The sequence below is a fragment of the Sphingosinicella soli genome, from assembly GCF_014199685.1.
GTDB lineage: Bacteria > Pseudomonadota > Alphaproteobacteria > Sphingomonadales > Sphingomonadaceae > Sphingosinicella > Sphingosinicella soli.
Window position 1 is genome coordinate 11582 of the sequence record NZ_JACHNZ010000014.1, and the last position, 16482, is coordinate 28063.

Annotated in this window: 18 protein-coding genes; 10 read left to right on the plus strand and 8 right to left on the minus strand. The window is 65.9% G+C overall.

Annotation, left to right across the window (positions count from 1 at the left end; all coding sequences use genetic code 11):
• Positions 1–19: 19 nt before the first annotated feature.
• A complete protein-coding gene (locus tag GGQ98_RS07375; RefSeq protein WP_184067340.1) occupies positions 20–1042 on the minus strand; it encodes a 2-oxoacid:ferredoxin oxidoreductase subunit beta in 1023 nt (340 codons plus the stop codon).
• Positions 1039–2913, minus strand: coding sequence for a 2-oxoacid:acceptor oxidoreductase subunit alpha (locus GGQ98_RS07380; protein WP_184067343.1), 1875 nt, complete (start codon positions 2911–2913; stop codon positions 1039–1041). The genes GGQ98_RS07375 and GGQ98_RS07380 overlap by 4 nt, the downstream gene beginning before the upstream one ends.
• A gap of 193 nt (positions 2914–3106) precedes the next feature.
• Here GGQ98_RS07380 and GGQ98_RS07385 point away from each other — a divergent pair, with 193 nt between their 5' ends.
• The 3 genes from GGQ98_RS07385 to GGQ98_RS07395 all read left to right on the plus strand — a co-directional run bounded on the left by GGQ98_RS07385 (position 3107) and on the right by GGQ98_RS07395 (position 6453).
• The gene (locus tag GGQ98_RS07385) at positions 3107–4093 is read left to right on the plus strand and encodes an alpha/beta hydrolase (RefSeq protein WP_184067346.1); all 987 of its coding nucleotides are present in this window, start codon (positions 3107–3109) and stop codon (positions 4091–4093) included.
• On the plus strand, positions 4090–4572 hold the full coding sequence (locus GGQ98_RS07390) for an RNA pyrophosphohydrolase (protein ID WP_341534158.1): 483 nt from the start codon (positions 4090–4092) through the stop codon (positions 4570–4572). The genes GGQ98_RS07385 and GGQ98_RS07390 overlap by 4 nt, the downstream gene beginning before the upstream one ends.
• A 99-nt stretch (positions 4573–4671) precedes the next feature.
• Complete coding sequence (locus tag GGQ98_RS07395) at positions 4672–6453, plus strand: tetratricopeptide repeat protein (protein WP_243451751.1); 1782 nt, start codon at positions 4672–4674, stop codon at positions 6451–6453.
• A gap of 146 nt (positions 6454–6599) precedes the next feature.
• Here the strand turns inward: GGQ98_RS07395 and GGQ98_RS07400 are convergent, their stop codons facing one another.
• Together GGQ98_RS07400 and thiS are read right to left on the minus strand one after the other, a co-directional pair.
• Entirely contained in the window at positions 6600–6782 is a 183-nt protein-coding gene (locus tag GGQ98_RS07400) for a CsbD family protein (protein WP_184067352.1), read from the minus strand.
• A 94-nt stretch (positions 6783–6876) separates the two neighbouring features.
• Entirely contained in the window at positions 6877–7854 is a 978-nt protein-coding gene (thiS, locus tag GGQ98_RS07405) for a sulfur carrier protein ThiS (RefSeq protein WP_184067355.1), read from the minus strand.
• A gap of 105 nt (positions 7855–7959) precedes the next feature.
• On the opposite strand from thiS, the gene aroQ reads away from it, so the two are divergent.
• The 3 genes from aroQ to accC are packed head-to-tail and all read left to right on the plus strand — an operon-like array spanning position 7960 to position 10259.
• The gene (gene aroQ / locus GGQ98_RS07410; RefSeq protein WP_184067358.1) at positions 7960–8400 is read left to right on the plus strand and encodes a type II 3-dehydroquinate dehydratase; all 441 of its coding nucleotides are present in this window, start codon (positions 7960–7962) and stop codon (positions 8398–8400) included.
• 54 nt (positions 8401–8454) lie between these two features.
• Positions 8455–8904, plus strand: coding sequence for an acetyl-CoA carboxylase biotin carboxyl carrier protein (accB, locus tag GGQ98_RS07415; protein WP_184067531.1), 450 nt, complete (start codon positions 8455–8457; stop codon positions 8902–8904).
• 2 nt (positions 8905–8906) lie between these two features.
• The gene (accC, locus tag GGQ98_RS07420) at positions 8907–10259 is read left to right on the plus strand and encodes an acetyl-CoA carboxylase biotin carboxylase subunit (protein WP_184067361.1); all 1353 of its coding nucleotides are present in this window, start codon (positions 8907–8909) and stop codon (positions 10257–10259) included.
• Here accC and GGQ98_RS07425 read toward each other — a convergent pair whose 3' ends face one another.
• Both GGQ98_RS07425 and GGQ98_RS07430 read right to left on the minus strand, forming a co-directional pair.
• A complete protein-coding gene (locus GGQ98_RS07425) occupies positions 10260–10568 on the minus strand; it encodes a type II toxin-antitoxin system RelE family toxin (RefSeq protein ID WP_184067364.1) in 309 nt (102 codons plus the stop codon).
• Entirely contained in the window at positions 10558–10806 is a 249-nt protein-coding gene (locus tag GGQ98_RS07430) for a type II toxin-antitoxin system Phd/YefM family antitoxin (RefSeq protein WP_184067368.1), read from the minus strand. The genes GGQ98_RS07425 and GGQ98_RS07430 overlap by 11 nt, the downstream gene beginning before the upstream one ends.
• A 134-nt stretch (positions 10807–10940) precedes the next feature.
• On the opposite strand from GGQ98_RS07430, the gene GGQ98_RS07435 reads away from it, so the two are divergent.
• The 3 genes from GGQ98_RS07435 to topA are packed head-to-tail and all read left to right on the plus strand — an operon-like array spanning position 10941 to position 15438.
• A complete protein-coding gene (locus GGQ98_RS07435; protein WP_184067371.1) occupies positions 10941–12434 on the plus strand; it encodes an amidase in 1494 nt (497 codons plus the stop codon).
• A 16-nt stretch (positions 12435–12450) separates the two neighbouring features.
• The gene (locus tag GGQ98_RS07440) at positions 12451–12834 is read left to right on the plus strand and encodes an ArsC/Spx/MgsR family protein (RefSeq protein ID WP_184067374.1); all 384 of its coding nucleotides are present in this window, start codon (positions 12451–12453) and stop codon (positions 12832–12834) included.
• A 36-nt stretch (positions 12835–12870) separates the two neighbouring features.
• Positions 12871–15438: a type I DNA topoisomerase gene (topA, locus tag GGQ98_RS07445; RefSeq protein WP_184067377.1), complete on the plus strand. Its 2568-nt coding sequence runs from the start codon at positions 12871–12873 to the stop codon at positions 15436–15438.
• A gap of 11 nt (positions 15439–15449) precedes the next feature.
• Here topA and GGQ98_RS07450 read toward each other — a convergent pair whose 3' ends face one another.
• The gene (locus tag GGQ98_RS07450) at positions 15450–15752 is read right to left on the minus strand and encodes a type II toxin-antitoxin system RelE/ParE family toxin (protein WP_184067381.1); all 303 of its coding nucleotides are present in this window, start codon (positions 15750–15752) and stop codon (positions 15450–15452) included.
• On the minus strand, positions 15742–15987 hold the full coding sequence (locus GGQ98_RS07455; protein WP_184067383.1) for a type II toxin-antitoxin system ParD family antitoxin: 246 nt from the start codon (positions 15985–15987) through the stop codon (positions 15742–15744). The genes GGQ98_RS07450 and GGQ98_RS07455 overlap by 11 nt, the downstream gene beginning before the upstream one ends.
• A gap of 159 nt (positions 15988–16146) precedes the next feature.
• On the opposite strand from GGQ98_RS07455, the gene GGQ98_RS07460 reads away from it, so the two are divergent.
• Positions 16147–16464, plus strand: a complete 318-nt coding sequence (locus tag GGQ98_RS07460) for a DMT family transporter (RefSeq protein WP_184067386.1) — start codon at positions 16147–16149, stop codon at positions 16462–16464.
• The last annotated feature ends 18 nt before the right edge of the window (positions 16465–16482 follow it).

Consider the following 16482-nt stretch of genomic DNA (forward strand, 5'->3'; position numbering starts at 1 on the left):
CCCCCCCCGTCTCGTCCGGTCAGTCACGCCGTTCGGTGACTTCCCAGGTCTGGCCCTTGCGGATCAGCGCGGAGAGGTCGGCGATCTTGCCTTGCGTCAGCGTCTTCGTCTGTTCGACGAGCGCGCTTTCGTAGCTGGGGGCGGGCGAGCAGAAGATGACACCGAGCGCGATCGGGAAGCCGGGGAACGGCATGTCGATCAGCATCTGCGCGACGCCCTTGTTGGTTTCATCGTGGACGATGACGCCCGCCGCTTCCCAGTTTCCGTCCGCGACCTCGACGACTTCGAGGCGCAGATCCTGGCGGTTGAGCGTGAGGCCCCTGGTGCCGCCCGCGAACAGCATCGGCTTGCCGTGCTCCAGCCAGATCTGGCTTTCCGAGGCGTTCGCCTTTGCGGTGAACGCCTCGAACACCGCATCGTTGTAGACGATGCAGTTCTGGTACAACTCCACGAAGCTGGTGCCCTTGTGCGCGTGGGCGCGCTTCAGGATGCCGGGCATTTCCTTCTGCGAGGTATCGATGCAGCGCGCGATGAAGCGCGCGCCCGCGCCGATGGCGAAGGCGCAGGGGCTCGCGGGGCGATCCACCGAGCCGAAGGGCGACGTGGGCGTGCGCGTGCCGATGCGGCTGGTGGGCGAATATTGCCCCTTGGTGAGGCCGTAGATCTCGTTGTTGAACAGCAGCACCTGGCAATCGAGATTGCGGCGCAGCAGGTGCAGCAGGTGGTTGCCGCCGATCGACAGGCCGTCGCCGTCGCCCGTGACGAGCCACACGTCCAGCTCCGGGTTCGCCAGCTTCACGCCGGTCGCCACCGCAGGCGCGCGGCCGTGGATGGTGTGGAAGCCGTAGGTCGCCATGTAGTACGGAAAGCGCGACGAGCAGCCGATGCCGCTGACGAACACGGTGTTTTCAGGCCGCGCGCCGATTTCCGCCATCGTGCGCTGCACGCCCTTCAGGATCGCGTAGTCGCCGCAGCCGGGGCACCAGCGCACCTCCTGATCGGTGGCGAAGTCGGCGGGCTTGAGCGGGGTCTGGACGTTCATGCGAGGGCTCCCTCAATCGCGGCCTCGATCTCGGCGATCTTGAACGGCTGGCCGGAGACCTTGTTGAGCGGCCTGGCGTCGACCAGGAACTGATCGCGCAGCAGGGTCTTGAGCTGGCCGGTGTTCATCTCGGGGACGAGAATCCGGTCGTAAGTCTTCAGAAGTGCGCCGAGATTTCTGGGCAGCGGCCAGATGTGGCGGATGTGGATGTGCGCGACGCTCGCGCCGTTCGCGCGGGCGCGGCGGACGGCCTGATGGATCGGGCCGAAGGTGGAGCCCCAGCCGACGACGGCGAGCTTTTCGCCCGGTGCGCCGAGGCAGACGTCCTGCTCGGGTATGTCGTTCGCGATGCCGTCGATCTTCGCCTTGCGCGTGTCGGTCATCTTCTGGTGGTTTTCGGGCGCGTAATCGATGTGGCCCGAATTGAAGCTCTTTTCGATGCCGCCGATGCGGTGCATCAGGCCGGGCGTGCCGGGCTTGATCCAGACGCGGGCGAGCTTTTCGTCGCGGGCATAGGGGTTCAGCTCTGTGCCTTCGGCCGGAAGCTCTTCATGGAACGTGACAGGAAACTCTTCGTACGTGCTGATATCGGGCACTTTCCACGGTTCGGCGGCGTTGGCGATGTAGCCGTCCGTCAGCAGCATCACGGGGGTCATGTACTGCACCGCGATGCGGCATGCCTCGATCGCGGCATCGAACGCATCGGACGGCGAGGACGCGGCGATCACTGCGAGCGGCGCGTCGCCGTTGCGGCCGTAGACCGCCTGATAGAGATCGGACTGCTCGGTTTTGGTGGGAAGGCCGGTCGAAGGCCCGCCGCGCTGCGAATTGACGATGATGAGCGGAAGCTCGGTCATGATCGCGAGGCCCATCGCCTCGCCCTTGAGCGCGATACCGGGGCCCGACGACGAGGTGACGCCGAGCTGGCCCGCATAAGACGCGCCGATCGCGGCGCAGATCGCGGCGATCTCGTCTTCCGCCTGGAACGTGGTGACGCCGTACTCCTTGAGACGCGCGAGCGTGTGCAGGATCGAGGAGGCGGGCGTGATCGGGTACGAGCCGAAGAACAGCGGCAAATGCGCAAGGTTCGCCCCGGTGACGAGGCCGAGACTGAGCGCTTCGGCGCCCGTGACGGTGCGGTAAAGCCCCGCCTCGGCCGCGGCGGCATCCACCCTGTAGCGCGCGAACGTGCCCATTTCGGCGGTTTCGCCGTAGGCGTGGCCCGCGTTCAGCGCCGCGACGTTCGCGTCGGCAAGCACCGGATTTTTCGAGAACTTGGTGTTCAGCCAATCGATGAGCGGCTGGCGATCGCGATCGAACATCCAGAGCGCGAGGCCGAGCGTCCACATGTTCTTGCAGCGCAGCGCTTCCTTGTTGCCGAGGCCGAAATCGGCGACCGACTGCATCGTGCGCGCGGAAATGTCGAACGCGACCAGCCGGTAATCGGAAAGGCTGCCGTCGGTGAGCGGATCGACCTCGTAGCCCGCCTTCTTGAGATTGCGGGCGGTGAATTCGCCGCTGTCGGCGATGATGAGCCCGCCGGGACGCAGTGCCGACAGGTTGGTCTTGAGCGCCGCCGGGTTCATCGCGACGAGAATGTCGGGCGCGTCGCCCGCGGTTTCGATCGCGGTGGAGCCGAAATTGATCTGGAACGCCGACACGCCGAAGGTCGTGCCCTGCGGCGCGCGGATCTCCGCCGGAAAGTCCGGGAAGGTGGCGAAATCGTTGCCGGCAAGCGCGCTCGACAGCGTGAACTGCCCGCCGGTGAGCTGCATGCCGTCGCCCGAGTCGCCTGCAAAGCGGACAACGACGGCGTCGCGCGCGATCGCCGCGCCCTCTGCGGGCATGGGGTCTTTGAACTTGGTGGCCATTGGCGATCCCGGGACTGTGTATGCTTTCGCTGGAATCTCTAAGCCTGCAAGGCCGCCTCGGCAAAGTAGATTTTATGTGAGGCTCCCAAGGTCAGGCTTGCTGTCGGCATCCTGTCGATAGCGCGACTTGCGGCGCCGGGGGCGGACGCCGATAGTTCGCGGCGTATCGGCGACACATGGGGAGATTCGAGACATGGCATTCGTTCGTCCAGACGTGCAGGCGTTCCTCGACATGCTGAACGCGCAGCCGGGGCCGAAGCTGCACGAGCTGGATCCCGCCACGGCGCGCCAGATGATGGGCATGATGGTGCAGATGGCCGAAGTGCCGCGCGGCGACATCGCGCGCGTGGAGGACATGTCCATCGACGGGCCGCACGGCGAACGCATCCCGCTGCGCCTCTACAGCCCGCGCCGGGCGGGCGGACCGCCGCAGAGCGTGCTGATGTTCTTCCACGGCGGCGGCTGGGTGGTCGGCGACCTCGAAACCCACGACGGCGTCTGCGCCGAGATCGCGCGCAGCCTCGATATCACCGTCGTTTCGGTGGATTACCGCCTCGCCCCCGAACACGCGTTTCCGGCGGCGGGCGAAGACTGCATCGCCGCGACGCGCTGGGCGGCCGCCTCGCCGCGCGAGATCGGCCACGCCGTGACGAGCATCGTGGTGGCGGGCGACAGCGCGGGCGGCAACCTGGCGGCGATCACCGCGCAGGAACTGGCGGGCACGCTCGCCGTGCCGATCATCGCGCAGTGGCTGATCTATCCGGGCGTGGACATGACGGCGAGCACGGGATCGATGGAGGATTATGCCGACGGATACCTGCTGACCGCCGAGAGCATGGCGTGGTTCATGCGCCACTATATCGGCACCCTCCCCGACCCCGCCGACCCGCGCGCATCGCCGCTGCATTCGCCTGCGCTGGACAGCCAGCCCGCCGCGCTCGTCTTCACCTGCGGGCTCGACCCGCTGCGCGACCAGGGCCGCGCCTATGCCGCGAAGCTGATCGCAAGCGGCGTGCCCACGGTGTTCCGCGAAGCCAAGGGCCAGATCCACGGCTGCCTCACGCTGCGGCAGGCGATCCCCTCGGCGCAGGGCGACCTTGCCGGATGCCTTACGGCGCTGAGGGACATCATCAACGAAGCCGGGGCCGACCTCACCATGATGAAGGCGGCAGCCGAGTGAAAGAACGCGTCCACCCCTCCGGGCTTCCGTATCGGCCGTGTGTCGGGATCATGCTGCTCAATCCGAAGAAGCACGTCTTCGTGGCGAAGCGGATCGATATGATCGCCGAAGCCTGGCAGATGCCGCAGGGTGGTATCGATCCGGGTGAAGACCCGGTGGAAACGGCGGTGCGCGAACTGGGCGAGGAGATCGGCACGAACAAGGCCGAGATCATCGCGGAGAGCGCGGGCTGGTACTGGTACGACCTGCCCGACGAGCTGATCGGCAAGATCTGGAAGGGCCGCTATGCCGGGCAGCGGCAGAAGTGGTTCGTGATGCGCTTCACGGGCACGGACAGCGATATCGACATCGAGACCGAGCACCCCGAGTTCAGCGAGTGGAAGTGGGCTGAGCCCGCCGTGCTTCCCGACCTGATCGTGCCGTTCAAGCGGCAGCTTTATATCGATGTGCTGGAGGAGTTCGCGCCGCTTCTGGCGTAGCGGCGGGGCGGTGCGTCCCTCGACTTCGCTCGGGATGATGGGCGTAGAGTCAAAAGGGTTTTTGCTGTAGCGTCTCACCTTCAATCGGGGAGATTTGCCATGCGTGTATTCGCTCGGGTTCCCTTTGCTTTGCTTGCCCTGCCAGCCCTCGCCGCCATTCCCGCATCGATCCCCGCCTCCGCCGCGCTGACGCCTGAGGCGCTGCGGCTGCTGGACCCCTCCACGGCGTTCGGGCAGGCCTGCGGACAGGGCAAGAAGCGATCGCTGCTGCCGCAGCGCATCCAGTATGCGATGGCGAACACGCTGCCGCAGTTCGACAGCGAACCGCCGCTCTACGAAGGGCTGGGCAGTGTCAACTTCCCGATCACCACGGCGAATGCGGAGACGCGGGCCTTCTTCAATCAGGGGCTGATGCTGGTTTACGGCTTCAACCATCAGGAGGCGATCCGCGCCTTCCGCGCCGCCGCCCGACGCGACCCCGACTGCGCGATGTGTTACTGGGGCGAGGCCTTTTCGCACGGATCCAACGTCAACGCGCCGATGGACCCTTCGACCAACGAAGCGACATGGGCCGCGCTGCAGAAGGCTGTGGCCTTGAAGGACAGAGTGAGCCCGCGCGAGCGCGCGCTGATCGAGGCGCTGCAGACCCGCTACGCCGAGACCCCGCCCGCCGACCGCAGCGCGCTCGACAAGGCGTTTTCCGTGGCGATGATGAAGGTGGCGGCGGATTATCCGCTGGACAACGACATCGGCGTTCTGGCGGCGGAATCGGCGATGACATCGTCGCCTTGGAACTATTGGGAGCCGGGCGGGCTGACCCCCTACCCGCATATCGTGCCCGCGATCCGGCTGGTGGAGCAGGTGATGGCGCGCGACCCGTATCATCCGCAGGCGGCGCATCTTTATATCCACCTGCTCGAAGCCTCCGCGCGGCCCGCGCAGGCCGAAGCGGCGGCGGACCGGCTTGCGAAGCCGCTGGTGCCCTCCGCCGGGCACCTCGTCCACATGCCGGGGCATCTGTTCTACCGTGTCGGGCGCTACGGCGACGCGATCCGCGTGAACATCGACGCCGCGAAGACCGACGAGGCCTATCTCAAATCCTCGCCGCTCGCGGGCATCTACCGGTTCGGATATTATCCGCACAACGTCCACTTCATCGTGAGTGCCGCGCAGATGGCGGGCGACATGGAGACGGCGATTTCGCAAGCGACGAAGCTGCGCGAGATCCTGAACGCGGACGTGACGGTGACGATCCCGTTCGTGCAGCCCGTGGATGCCGCGCCCTATCTCGCCTACGCGCATTTCGCGACGCCCAAGGAGATCATGGCGCTGCCCGCGCCCGACGCGCGGCTGCCCTATGTGCAGGCGATGTGGCGCTATGCGCGCGCCGTGGCGCAGGCGGATGCAAGGAATGACAAGGGGTTCAGGGCCGAACTTGATGCGATGCGTGACATCGGGCGCACGGCGGACTGGAAGCCGCTGACCGACGGGCTGGTGCCTGTTCCCGCGCTGCTGGAGGTCGCCGAGAATGTCGCGCTCGGGCGGCAGGCGATGGCGAAGAAGCGCTACAAGGCGGCGGCCGCCTTCTATCGCAAGGGCGCCGAGGCGGAGACGCGGGTGAACTACACCGAGCCGCCCTACTGGTATTATCCGGTGAACCAGTCGCTGGGCGGCGCGCTCTACATGGCGGGGGACTACAAGGGCGCGGAGGCCGCGTTCCAGAAGGCGCTGGTGCAGTATCCGGGCAATGCGTGGGCGCTGTGGGGGCTCGGCGAGACGCAGGCGCGGACGGGTGACAGCGCGGGCGCGACGGCGACGCGGGCGGCGTTCGCCAAGGCGTGGATGGGGAAGGCGGATTGGCTGACGATGGCGCGGCTTTAGCCCTGCCCTCACCAACTTCGCTGGCCCTCACCAACTTCGCCTACGCCTTTCGGCGAAGGCTTTGTATCCTCTCCCGCGGGCGGGAGAGGAATAAAGAAAACGGCCGGGCCCTTGGTGGACCCGGCCGTTTTTCTTCGTGCTAGGCGTCAGACTCTGTCGCCGAGGGCGCCTTTGACCTTGCCCTTGGCGTTCTGAACTTCGCCCTTGCGCTCCTGCGCAATGCCTTCGCCTTCGAGGCGGGGGTTGTTCGTTGCCTTGCCGACGGCCTGCTTGACGTTGCCTGCCGCCTCGTTGGCGAGGCCTTTCGCGCGATCCTTGAATTCGCCCATGATTTTACTCCTGAAATTGCTCATGCGCCGGGGGATGCGCACCTCAGAAGAATGCTCGGGACCGCTGCGCAGTTCCTCGGTTCGTCGCAAAGCCTCAGATGAGACCGCCGAGCGGGCTCGACGGATCGGCATAGAGCCGCCGCTGCATCCGGCCCGCGCGGTAGGAAAGCCGCCCGGCTTCGACGGCATGGCGCATGGCGCGCGCCATCATCACCGGATCCTTCGCTTCCGCGATCGCGGTGTTCATCAGCACGCCGTCGCAGCCGAGTTCCATCGCCACCGCCGCGTCCGACGCCGAGCCGACGCCCGCATCGACGAGAACGGGCACCTTCGCCTGCTCGATGATAAGGCGGATCATCACCGGATTCTGGACGCCGAGGCCCGAGCCGATCGGCGCGCCGAGCGGCATGATCGCGGCGGCGCCGGCATCCTCCAGCTTCTTTGCGGCGATGGGGTCGTCCGCGCAGTAGACCATGACGTCGAAGCCGTCCTTCACCAGTTCTTTCGTGGCGCGGAGCGTCTGCTCCATGTCGGGGTAGAGCGTCTTCGCCTCGCCGAGCACTTCTAGCTTCACGAGATTCCAGCCGCCCGCCTCGCGCGCGAGGCGCAGCGTGCGCATCGCCTCGTCCGCCGTGAAACAGCCCGCCGTGTTGGGCAGATAGGTGTAGCGTTTCGGATCGACATAATCGGTGAGAAGCGGCTGCGAGCGGTCCGTGAGGTTCACGCGGCGCACGGCAACAGTGACGATTTCGGCGCCCGAGGCTTCGACCGCGGCGGCGTTCACCGCATAATCCTTGTACTTGCCGGTGCCCACGATCAGCCGCGAGGTGAAGCGGCGACCGGCGACTTCCCAGCCGTCATCCTCGCTGCCTCCACCGACGAAATGCACGATTTCCAGGCGATCACCATCCATCAGCAGGACATCGCCGTAAGCGGACTTCGGCACGATTTCGAGGTTGCGCTCCACCGCGACCCGTTTGGGATCGAGATCCAGATCGATGACGAGCGATGCGATGCTGGCCCCGGAGGCAATGCGGCGCAGATCGCCGTTCACGGTGATGCTGATGGTCATCGGTCCTTATCTTCTCAGGCTTCCCTGTCGCGCGGAGCGTCCATATAAGGACCGCTTTCGTCCTAGGCCAGTGCTCGGGAGCATTGGGGGACAAAGGGGCTTCGAATGGCAAAATCGCCGCTGGTGCTGGTCCTGAACGGGCCGAACCTCAATCTGCTCGGCACGCGCGAGCCGGAGATCTACGGCGCCGACACGCTCGACGACGTGGCGGCGATGCTGGAGGACCGTGCGAAGGCGCTAGGGCTGGAGATCGACATGCGCCAGTCGAACCACGAAGGGCACCTCGTCGACTGGATTCAGGAAGCCGGATCGCGCAAGGCGAAAGCCGTGATCCTGAACGCAGGGGCGCTTACGCACACCTCCATCGCCATCCGCGACGCCATCAAGGCGATTGCGGTTCCGGTGATCGAGGTTCATATCTCCAACCCTCACGCCCGCGAAACCTTCCGTCACCTGAGCCATGTGGCACCGGTCGCGAAGGGATCGATCACGGGCCTGGGAATCCACGGATATGCGCTGGCGCTGGACGCCGCCGCACACTTATAACCCCCTCCATAACAACAAGATCGAGGACGCAACGTGACCAATGGCAAGACGGGCATGAACGTCGATACCAAGCTGGTTCGCCAGCTCGCGGAACTGCTGGATGAAACCGGCCTTACGGAAATCGAAGTCGAGGACGAGGGGCGCCGGATTCGCGTCGCGCGGCAGGTGAGCAGCGTCGTCGCCGCCGCGCCGGCCGCCGTCGCGGCCGCGCCCGCAGCGCCCATGGCCGCTCCCGCCGCTGCCCCCGCTGACGGCGACCTGAAGAGCCATCCCGGCGCGGTGAAATCGCCGATGGTGGGCACGGTGTACCTCTCCGCCGACCCGAGCGCGCCGCCGTTCGTGAAGGAAGGCAGCAGCGTTTCGGCAGGCGACACGCTGGTGATCGTGGAGGCGATGAAGGTGATGAACCCGATCGTCGCGCCGAAATCGGGCAAGGTCGTGAAAATCTGCGTGGCGAACGAACAGCCCGTGGAATACGACCAGCCGCTGGTGGTCATCGAATAACGATGTTCGACAAAATCCTCATCGCGAACCGCGGCGAAATCGCGCTTCGCATCCACCGCGCATGCCATGAAATGGGCATCAAGACGGTCGCCGTCCATTCGACCGCCGATTCCGACGCCATGCACGTGCGCCTCGCCGACCAGGCCGTGTGCATCGGACCGCCGAGCGCGACCGAATCGTACCTCAACATCCCGGCGATCATCTCGGCGGCCGAGATCACGGGGGCGGACGCGATCCACCCCGGATACGGCTTCCTCTCCGAGAACGCGCGCTTCGCGGAAATCGTCGAGGAGCACCAGATCGGCTGGATCGGCCCCTCGCCCAAACACATCCGCATGATGGGCGACAAGGTGGAAGCCAAGCGCACCGCCGCGCGCCTCGGCCTGCCGCTGGTGCCGGGCAGCGACGGGCCGATCACCGACCTTTCGGAAGCCGAGACCGTGGCGTTCGAGATCGGCTATCCCGTGCTGGTGAAGGCCGCATCGGGCGGCGGCGGGCGCGGCATGAAGGTCGTCGACAGCCCCGAAAAGCTGGGCACGCTGATCGCGCAGGCGCGCGCCGAAGCGAAGGCCGCGTTCGGCGACGACACCGTGTATCTTGAAAAATACCTCGGCAATCCGCGCCATATCGAATTCCAGGTGTTCGGCGACACGCACGGCAACGCCATCCACCTCGGCGAACGCGACTGCTCGCTGCAACGCCGCCACCAGAAGGTGCTGGAGGAAGCCCCCTCGCCCGCGCTCAACGCCGCGCAGCGCGCGGAAATGGGCGAGATCGTGCGCAAGGCCATCGCCGGCCTCGGCTATCGCGGGGCCGGGACGATCGAGTTCCTGTACGAGGAAGGCCGCTTCTACTTCATCGAGATGAACACGCGGCTGCAGGTGGAGCATCCCGTCACCGAGATGATTACCGGCATCGACCTCGTGCGCGAGCAGATCCGCGTGGCGGCGGGGCTGCCGCTTTCGGTGAAGCAGGAAGACATCCGCTTTGCCGGCCACGCCATCGAGTGCCGCATCAACGCCGAAGACCCGGCGACGTTCACGCCTTCACCCGGCAAGGTGGAGCACTACCACGCGCCGGGCGGGCTTCATGTGCGCGTCGACAGCGCGCTCTACAGCGGCTATCGCATCCCTTCGAACTACGACAGCCTGATCTCCAAGCTGATCGTTTACGGATCGGGGCGCAACGACTGCCTGATGCGGCTGCGCCGCGCGCTGGAGGAATACATCATCTCCGGCCCGAAAACGACGATCCCGCTGCACCAGGCGCTGATCGAAGACCCCGAGTTCCAGAACGGCGACTATACGATCAAGTGGCTGGAAAACTGGCTGGAGACGAAGCGCAGCGCAGAGTGATCATTCGTTTCCAGCAATCGGGCCCGCGCCGCGCGTTTCGGCTGCGCGATAGACGGCATTGCGATCCCGCCGACCGACAGCCACGACCACGACGATGACCTCCGAGTCGCGGACCTCGTAAACGAGGCGATAGCCGATGTGCCGCAGCTTGATCTTGTAGCGATCCCGGCTTCCCGAAAGGCGGGCGGAGGGTACGCGGGGATTTTCAAGACGCTCGATCAGCTTCTTGCGAAAATGCTCGCGCGTCTGGCTGTCGAGCTTGCGCCATTCCTTGAGCGCAGGCTCAAGGAACCCAAGCTCAAAGGTCATCGAGCGCGACTCTGACGACCTTTTCGCCAGCACGCGCGTCGGCAATCGCATTCAGTTCGAGGTCTTCGAGCCGGTCCAGCATGGCTTCGAACGCCTTCGCCGGCACGCAATAAAAGGCCGGTTCGTTCCGGTTCAGGATCGCGACGGGGAAGCCCTCTCCCGCAGCGACCGTGCCCATGGGATTCTTCTTCAGTTCGGATACGCTGGCCGTGGTTTCCGCGAGGACCGTGTGTGTCATGCTCACATTCCATATCTTTAAGAATGCTCTATATAGCACTCTTATTCGGTCTTTTCCATATCCTCCATTCTGTCAGTTTGCATCCTCGGGCGGCGGCTGAGACAGTCCCGCCATCCGAATCGGGGGAGGTCTGCATGGCTTTGGTTTCACGTCGCCGTTTTCTGGAAGCGGGCGGCGCGCTTGCGGCGCTTTCCGCGTGCCGCCAGACCACCGCGCCCAAGGCCGCGCCAAGCACGTGGAGCGACGCTGTTTCGCAGGCGCAGGCGGTGCGCGAGGGCAAGGTGCAGCCCGCCGCGCTCGTCGAGGCGGCGATCAAGCGGCTGGAAAGCGTGAACGGCAAGATCAACGCCGTGAAATTCCCGAACTTCGCGCGCGCGCGCGAAATGGCGGCAAGCGGCGTGAAAGGTCCGCTCGCGGGCGTGCCGACGCTTATCAAGGACAATGTCCACCAGGACGGGCTGCCCTACACGCAGGGCAGCCGCGCGCTCGCGACGATGATCGCCGACAAGACCGACGCCTACCCGGCCGCGATCGAGGCGGCGGGGCTCGTTTCCATCGGCCGCTCGACACTGCCCGAATTCGGCGCGACGGCGACGACCGAACCGCTGCTGACGGGCGTGACGCGCAACCCCTGGAACCTCGACCATTCGACGGGCGGATCTTCCGGCGGTAGCGCGGCTGCGGTGGCGGCGGGCGTCGTGGCGGTGGCGCACGCGAACGACGGCGGCGGATCGATCCGTATCCCGGCAAGCTGCTGCGGGCTTGTGGGCCTGAAGCCCTCGCGGCGGCGGATGGCGGGCGATGCGGCCTCCCCCGATATCGCCACGCACCTGGGCGTCGACGGCTGCGTTTCGCGCACCGTGCGCGACACCGCCGCGTGGTTCCACGCGACACAGGCGCGCGGCGAAGGCGCGGCGTTCCCGGAAGCGGCGCTCGTCACGGGCGCATCGAAAGACCGGCTGCGGGTCGGGCTGCGGCTGGAACACCCTTCGGGCGGCCTCCCCGACGAAGACGTGCAGCGCGTGTTCGGCGAAGCCTCCGCACTTCTCCAGAAACTCGGCCACATGGTGAAGGACGTGCCCGCCCCCTACAAGGGCGACGTGGTGATCCCCGCGTTCATCGCGCTGTGGGAATCGGGCGCAGGGCAGATCGCGGCGGAGATCGCCAAGCGGGCGCCGGGTGTCGACCCCGCGACGATCATGGAACCGCTGACGCTCGGCATGGCCGCGCAGGCGGCGACATATACGCCCGAACAGATGCAGGTGAATTTCGCCGCGCTCGACGAGGCGATGGCAACCTACCGCGCGCAGTTCAAGGACATCGACATCTACGTGACGCCGGTGCTGGGCAAGGCGCCCGTGCCGATCGGCTATATCGCGCCGACGATCCCCTGGCCGGAGCAGCGCGAGAAGTTGATCGCCTACGCAGGCTACACGGGCGTGGAGAACGTGACGGGGGCTCCCTCCATCGGGCTGCCCATCGGCGAATCGAAGGACGGGCTGCCCATCGGCATCCAGTTTGCCGGTGCGCCGGGAGACGAGGCGCGGCTGCTTGCGCTTGCTTATGAACTCGAACGCGAACTTTTATGGTATGATCGCAGACCCGGCATCTGGGCCGGCGAAATCTGAAGCGATCGGAGGCGTGATGCGCGTTATCGTCTGGTACAATCCCCGCTGCGGAACAGCCCGCAATGTGCGCGACTATCTGACCGAGCACGCCATCCCCTTCGACCTGCGCGAGTATCTGGAAGACATCCCTTCCCGCCCCGAAATCGAGGACGTGCTGCGGAAATCGGGCATGGCGGCGCATGAACTGCTGCGCGCGAAGGAGCCGCTCGCCAAGGAGATGGGCCTTCTGGAACCCGGCGTTACCGAAGAGCATATCATCACGGCGATGCACGAGAACCCGATCCTCATCAACCGGCCGGTCGTGATCGACGGAAAGCGGGCGAAACTGTGCCGCCCTTCCGGGGTGATCGCGGAGTTTCTTCCGCCCCCGGACTTGCGGCGTCCCGGTAAAGCGCTGTAAGGCCCCGCACCCATTGAGGTCGGTGAGGGTCTCCCTATGCAACTCGTGATCGTTGAATCCCCGGCGAAGGCGAAGACGATCAACAAGTATCTGGGCTCGGACTACAAAGTCCTGGCCTCGTACGGCCATGTCCGCGATCTGCCGCCCAAGGACGGATCGGTCGATCCCGACCACGACTTCAACATGAAGTGGGAGGTTTCCGCCGACCGGTCGCGCCAGCTGAAGGAAATCGCCGACAGCGCGAAGACCGCCGACACGCTGATCCTGGCGACCGACCCCGACCGCGAGGGCGAGGCGATCAGTTGGCATCTTTACGAGCATCTGAAGGCCAAGAAGGCGCTGCCCGCCAAGGTGCAGCGCGTGACCTTCAACCAGATCACCAAGAGCGCCGTGACGCAGGCGATGGCCGCGCCGCGCGAACTCGACGCGCCGCTGATCGACGCCTACCGGGCGCGGCGCGCGCTCGACTATCTCGTCGGCTTCACGCTTTCCCCCGTGCTGTGGCGCAAGCTGCCCGGCGCGAAATCGGCGGGGCGCGTGCAATCGGTGGCGCTGCGCCTGGTGGTGGAGCGCGAGCGCGAGATCGAGGCGTTCCGGTCGCGCGAATACTGGTCCGTCGACGGCCAGTTCGAGACCGCGACCGGGCAGAGCTTCACCGCGCGGCTGACGCACTGGCAGGGCAAAAAGCTCGACAAGTTCTCGCTGAACAATTCCGCGCTTGCGAACGAAGCGCGCGCGGACGCGGCGGCGGGCGACTATGTGGTCGCCTCGGTCGAGAAGAAGCCGGTGTCGCGGAACCCCGCCCCGCCGTTCACCACATCCACGCTGCAGCAGGAAGCCGCGCGCAAGCTGGGGTTTTCCGCAACGCAGACGATGCGCACCGCGCAGACGCTGTATGAAAGCGGCCACATCACCTACATGCGCACCGACGGCGTCGACATGGCGCCCGAAGCGATCGCCGCCGCGCGCGACGTGATCGCCGAGGATTTTTCGGGCCGCCACGTGCCCGACAAGCCGCGTTTCTATACGACCAAGGCGAAGAACGCGCAGGAAGCGCACGAGGCGATCCGTCCCGTGGAGATGAGCCGCCGCCCTGCGAAAGCCGGTCTTTCAGGCGACGACGCGCGGCTCTACGAACTGATCTGGAAGCGCACGCTGGCGAGCCAGATGGCGGCGGCGAACCTTGAGCGCACGACCGTGGACCTGAAGGACAAGAACGGCCGCGCCGACCTGCGCGCGACCGGCCAGGTCACGATCTTCCCCGGCTTCCTCGCGCTCTATCAGGAAACCGCCGACGATCCCGACGACGAGGACGGCGACGACGGCAAGCGCCTGCCCAAGATCGACAAGGGCGACACGCCCGCCATAAAAGGCGCGCACGCCGACCAGCATTTCACCGAGCCGCCCCCGCGCTATTCCGAGGCCAGCCTTGTGAAGAAGATGGAGGAACTCGGCATCGGGCGTCCCTCCACCTATGCGTCGATCCTGCAGGTGCTGAAGGACCGCGCCTATGTGCGCATCGATCAGAAGCGCTTCCACCCCGAGGAGAAGGGGCGGCTCGTCACCGCGTTCCTCGAACGCTTCTTCGAACGCTATGTGAGCTACGACTTCACGGCCGGGCTGGAGGAACAGCTCGACGAGATTTCCGCCGGGACCATCGACTGGACGGCGGTGCTGCATGCGTTCTGGAAGGATTTCCAGCCGAAGACCGCCGAAATCCTGGAGCTGAAACCCTCCGAGGTGACGACGGCGCTCGACGAATTCCTCGCGCCGCTGCTGTTCCCCGATGCCGGCGACGGCAAGGATCCGCGCGTCTGCCCGGTGTGTGGCAACGGGCGGCTGAGCCTGAAAACCGGCAAGTTCGGCGCGTTCGTCGGCTGCTCCAACTATCCCGAGTGCCGCTTCACACGGCCCTTCGCGAGCGAGAACGGAAGCGGCGGCACAGGCGAAGGCGGCGACCAGCCGCGCCTGCTCGGCGAGGACGCCGGGGAGCCGATCACGATCCGCTCTGGCCGCTTCGGCCTGTTTATCCAGCGCGGCGAAGGCGAGAAGCCGCCGCGCGCCTCGATCCCCAAGGACATGGACGCGGCAACGATCGAACTCGACATGGCGGTGAAGCTGCTCGCGCTGCCGCGCGAGGTGGGGACGCACCCCGAAACGGCAACGCCGATCACCGCCTCCATCGGGAAATACGGCCCGTATCTGTTGCACGACGGCAAGTATGCGCGGCTCACCTCCACCGCCGAGGTGTTCGAGATCGGCATGAACGCCGCCGTCGTGAAGCTCGCCGAGCAGAAGAAGGGCTTCGAACGCAAGGCCCCCGCCGCGCTGAAGGAACTCGGGGCGCACCCGACATCGGGCGCGACGATGAAGGTGATGGACGGCCGCTACGGCGCCTATGTCACCGACGGCACCACCAACGCGACGCTGCCCAAGGGCACCGACCCGCAGGCGCTGACGCCGGAGGCCGCCGCGACGCTGATCGACGAGAAGGCCGCCAAGGGCCCCGCGAAAGGCAAGGGGCGAAAGAAGGCGCCTGCCAAGAGCGGAGCGGCGAAAAAACCTGCGGCGAAGAAAGCCCCGGCGAAGAAGAAGGCGAAATAGCGCCGCTGCGGCTATTCGAGGTGTCGTTCCACGTCCATCCGCTGGTGCAGGATGCGCACGACCACGATGTCGGTTTCGGCGATCCGGTAGATGACGAGGTGGGAGCCGACGGCATATTTGCGGTATGCGCCGGGGATATCAAGCGGCTGCCCGGAACGCTCCCCGCTGCCGAGCCTTTCCAGGCCCGCCATCAAACCGGCATGATAGTCCTGGGCCTGCATGAACGACCAGCGCTGGACCGTGTAGGCGAAGATGTCTTCGAGATCGGCTTCGGCGCGGGGGGTTAGGCGGAAACCTCCGCCCCTATCCGCCATGCCGGGCGCGCATCCGGTTCAGAAAGGCCGTATTGTCGAAGGGGCGCGGCTCGCCCGATGCCTCCCCTTCCGCAAGCGCCATCTGCAACGCACGCACCTTTGCCTCGCGCTCTTCGAGAAGCCGCAAGCCTGCACGCACGACATCGCTTGCCGAGCCGTAGCGGCCGCTGCCGACCTGCGTGTCGATGAAGCCGCTGAAATGGTCGCCCAGCGAAATGGATGTGTTTCGTGCCATGACCTCTCCTTGTGATGCCAATATATACCAATATGTGGTAGTTTCAACAGACTTGACCCTCGCGTCCCCCGCCGCCAAATAAGACCCGCGAGGCCACGTCCTCCCCCTTCATGGGTAGAAGTCCGGGACGGCCCGGCTCTTTTGAAGAGGAGCGCCGTCATGGCCTGGGTGTATCTTGGAATCGCGGGGCTGCTGGAGATCGTCTGGGCCTTTTCGATGAAGCAGTCCGACGGTTTCACGCGGCTTGCGCCGAGCGTCGTCACCATCATCGCGATGATCGCGAGCTTTGCGCTGCTTTCCATTTCGATGAAATCGCTGCCGCTGGGCACCGCCTATACGGTGTGGACCGGGATCGGCGCGGTGGGCGCGTTTGTGGTGGGCGTCGCGGTGCTCGGCGAAAGCATCAGCCCGATGCGCGTGGTTGCCGCCCTGCTGATCGTCGGCGGGCTGGTGCTGATGAAGGTTTCGGAGGGTTAGGGCTTGCCGCCAACGGCC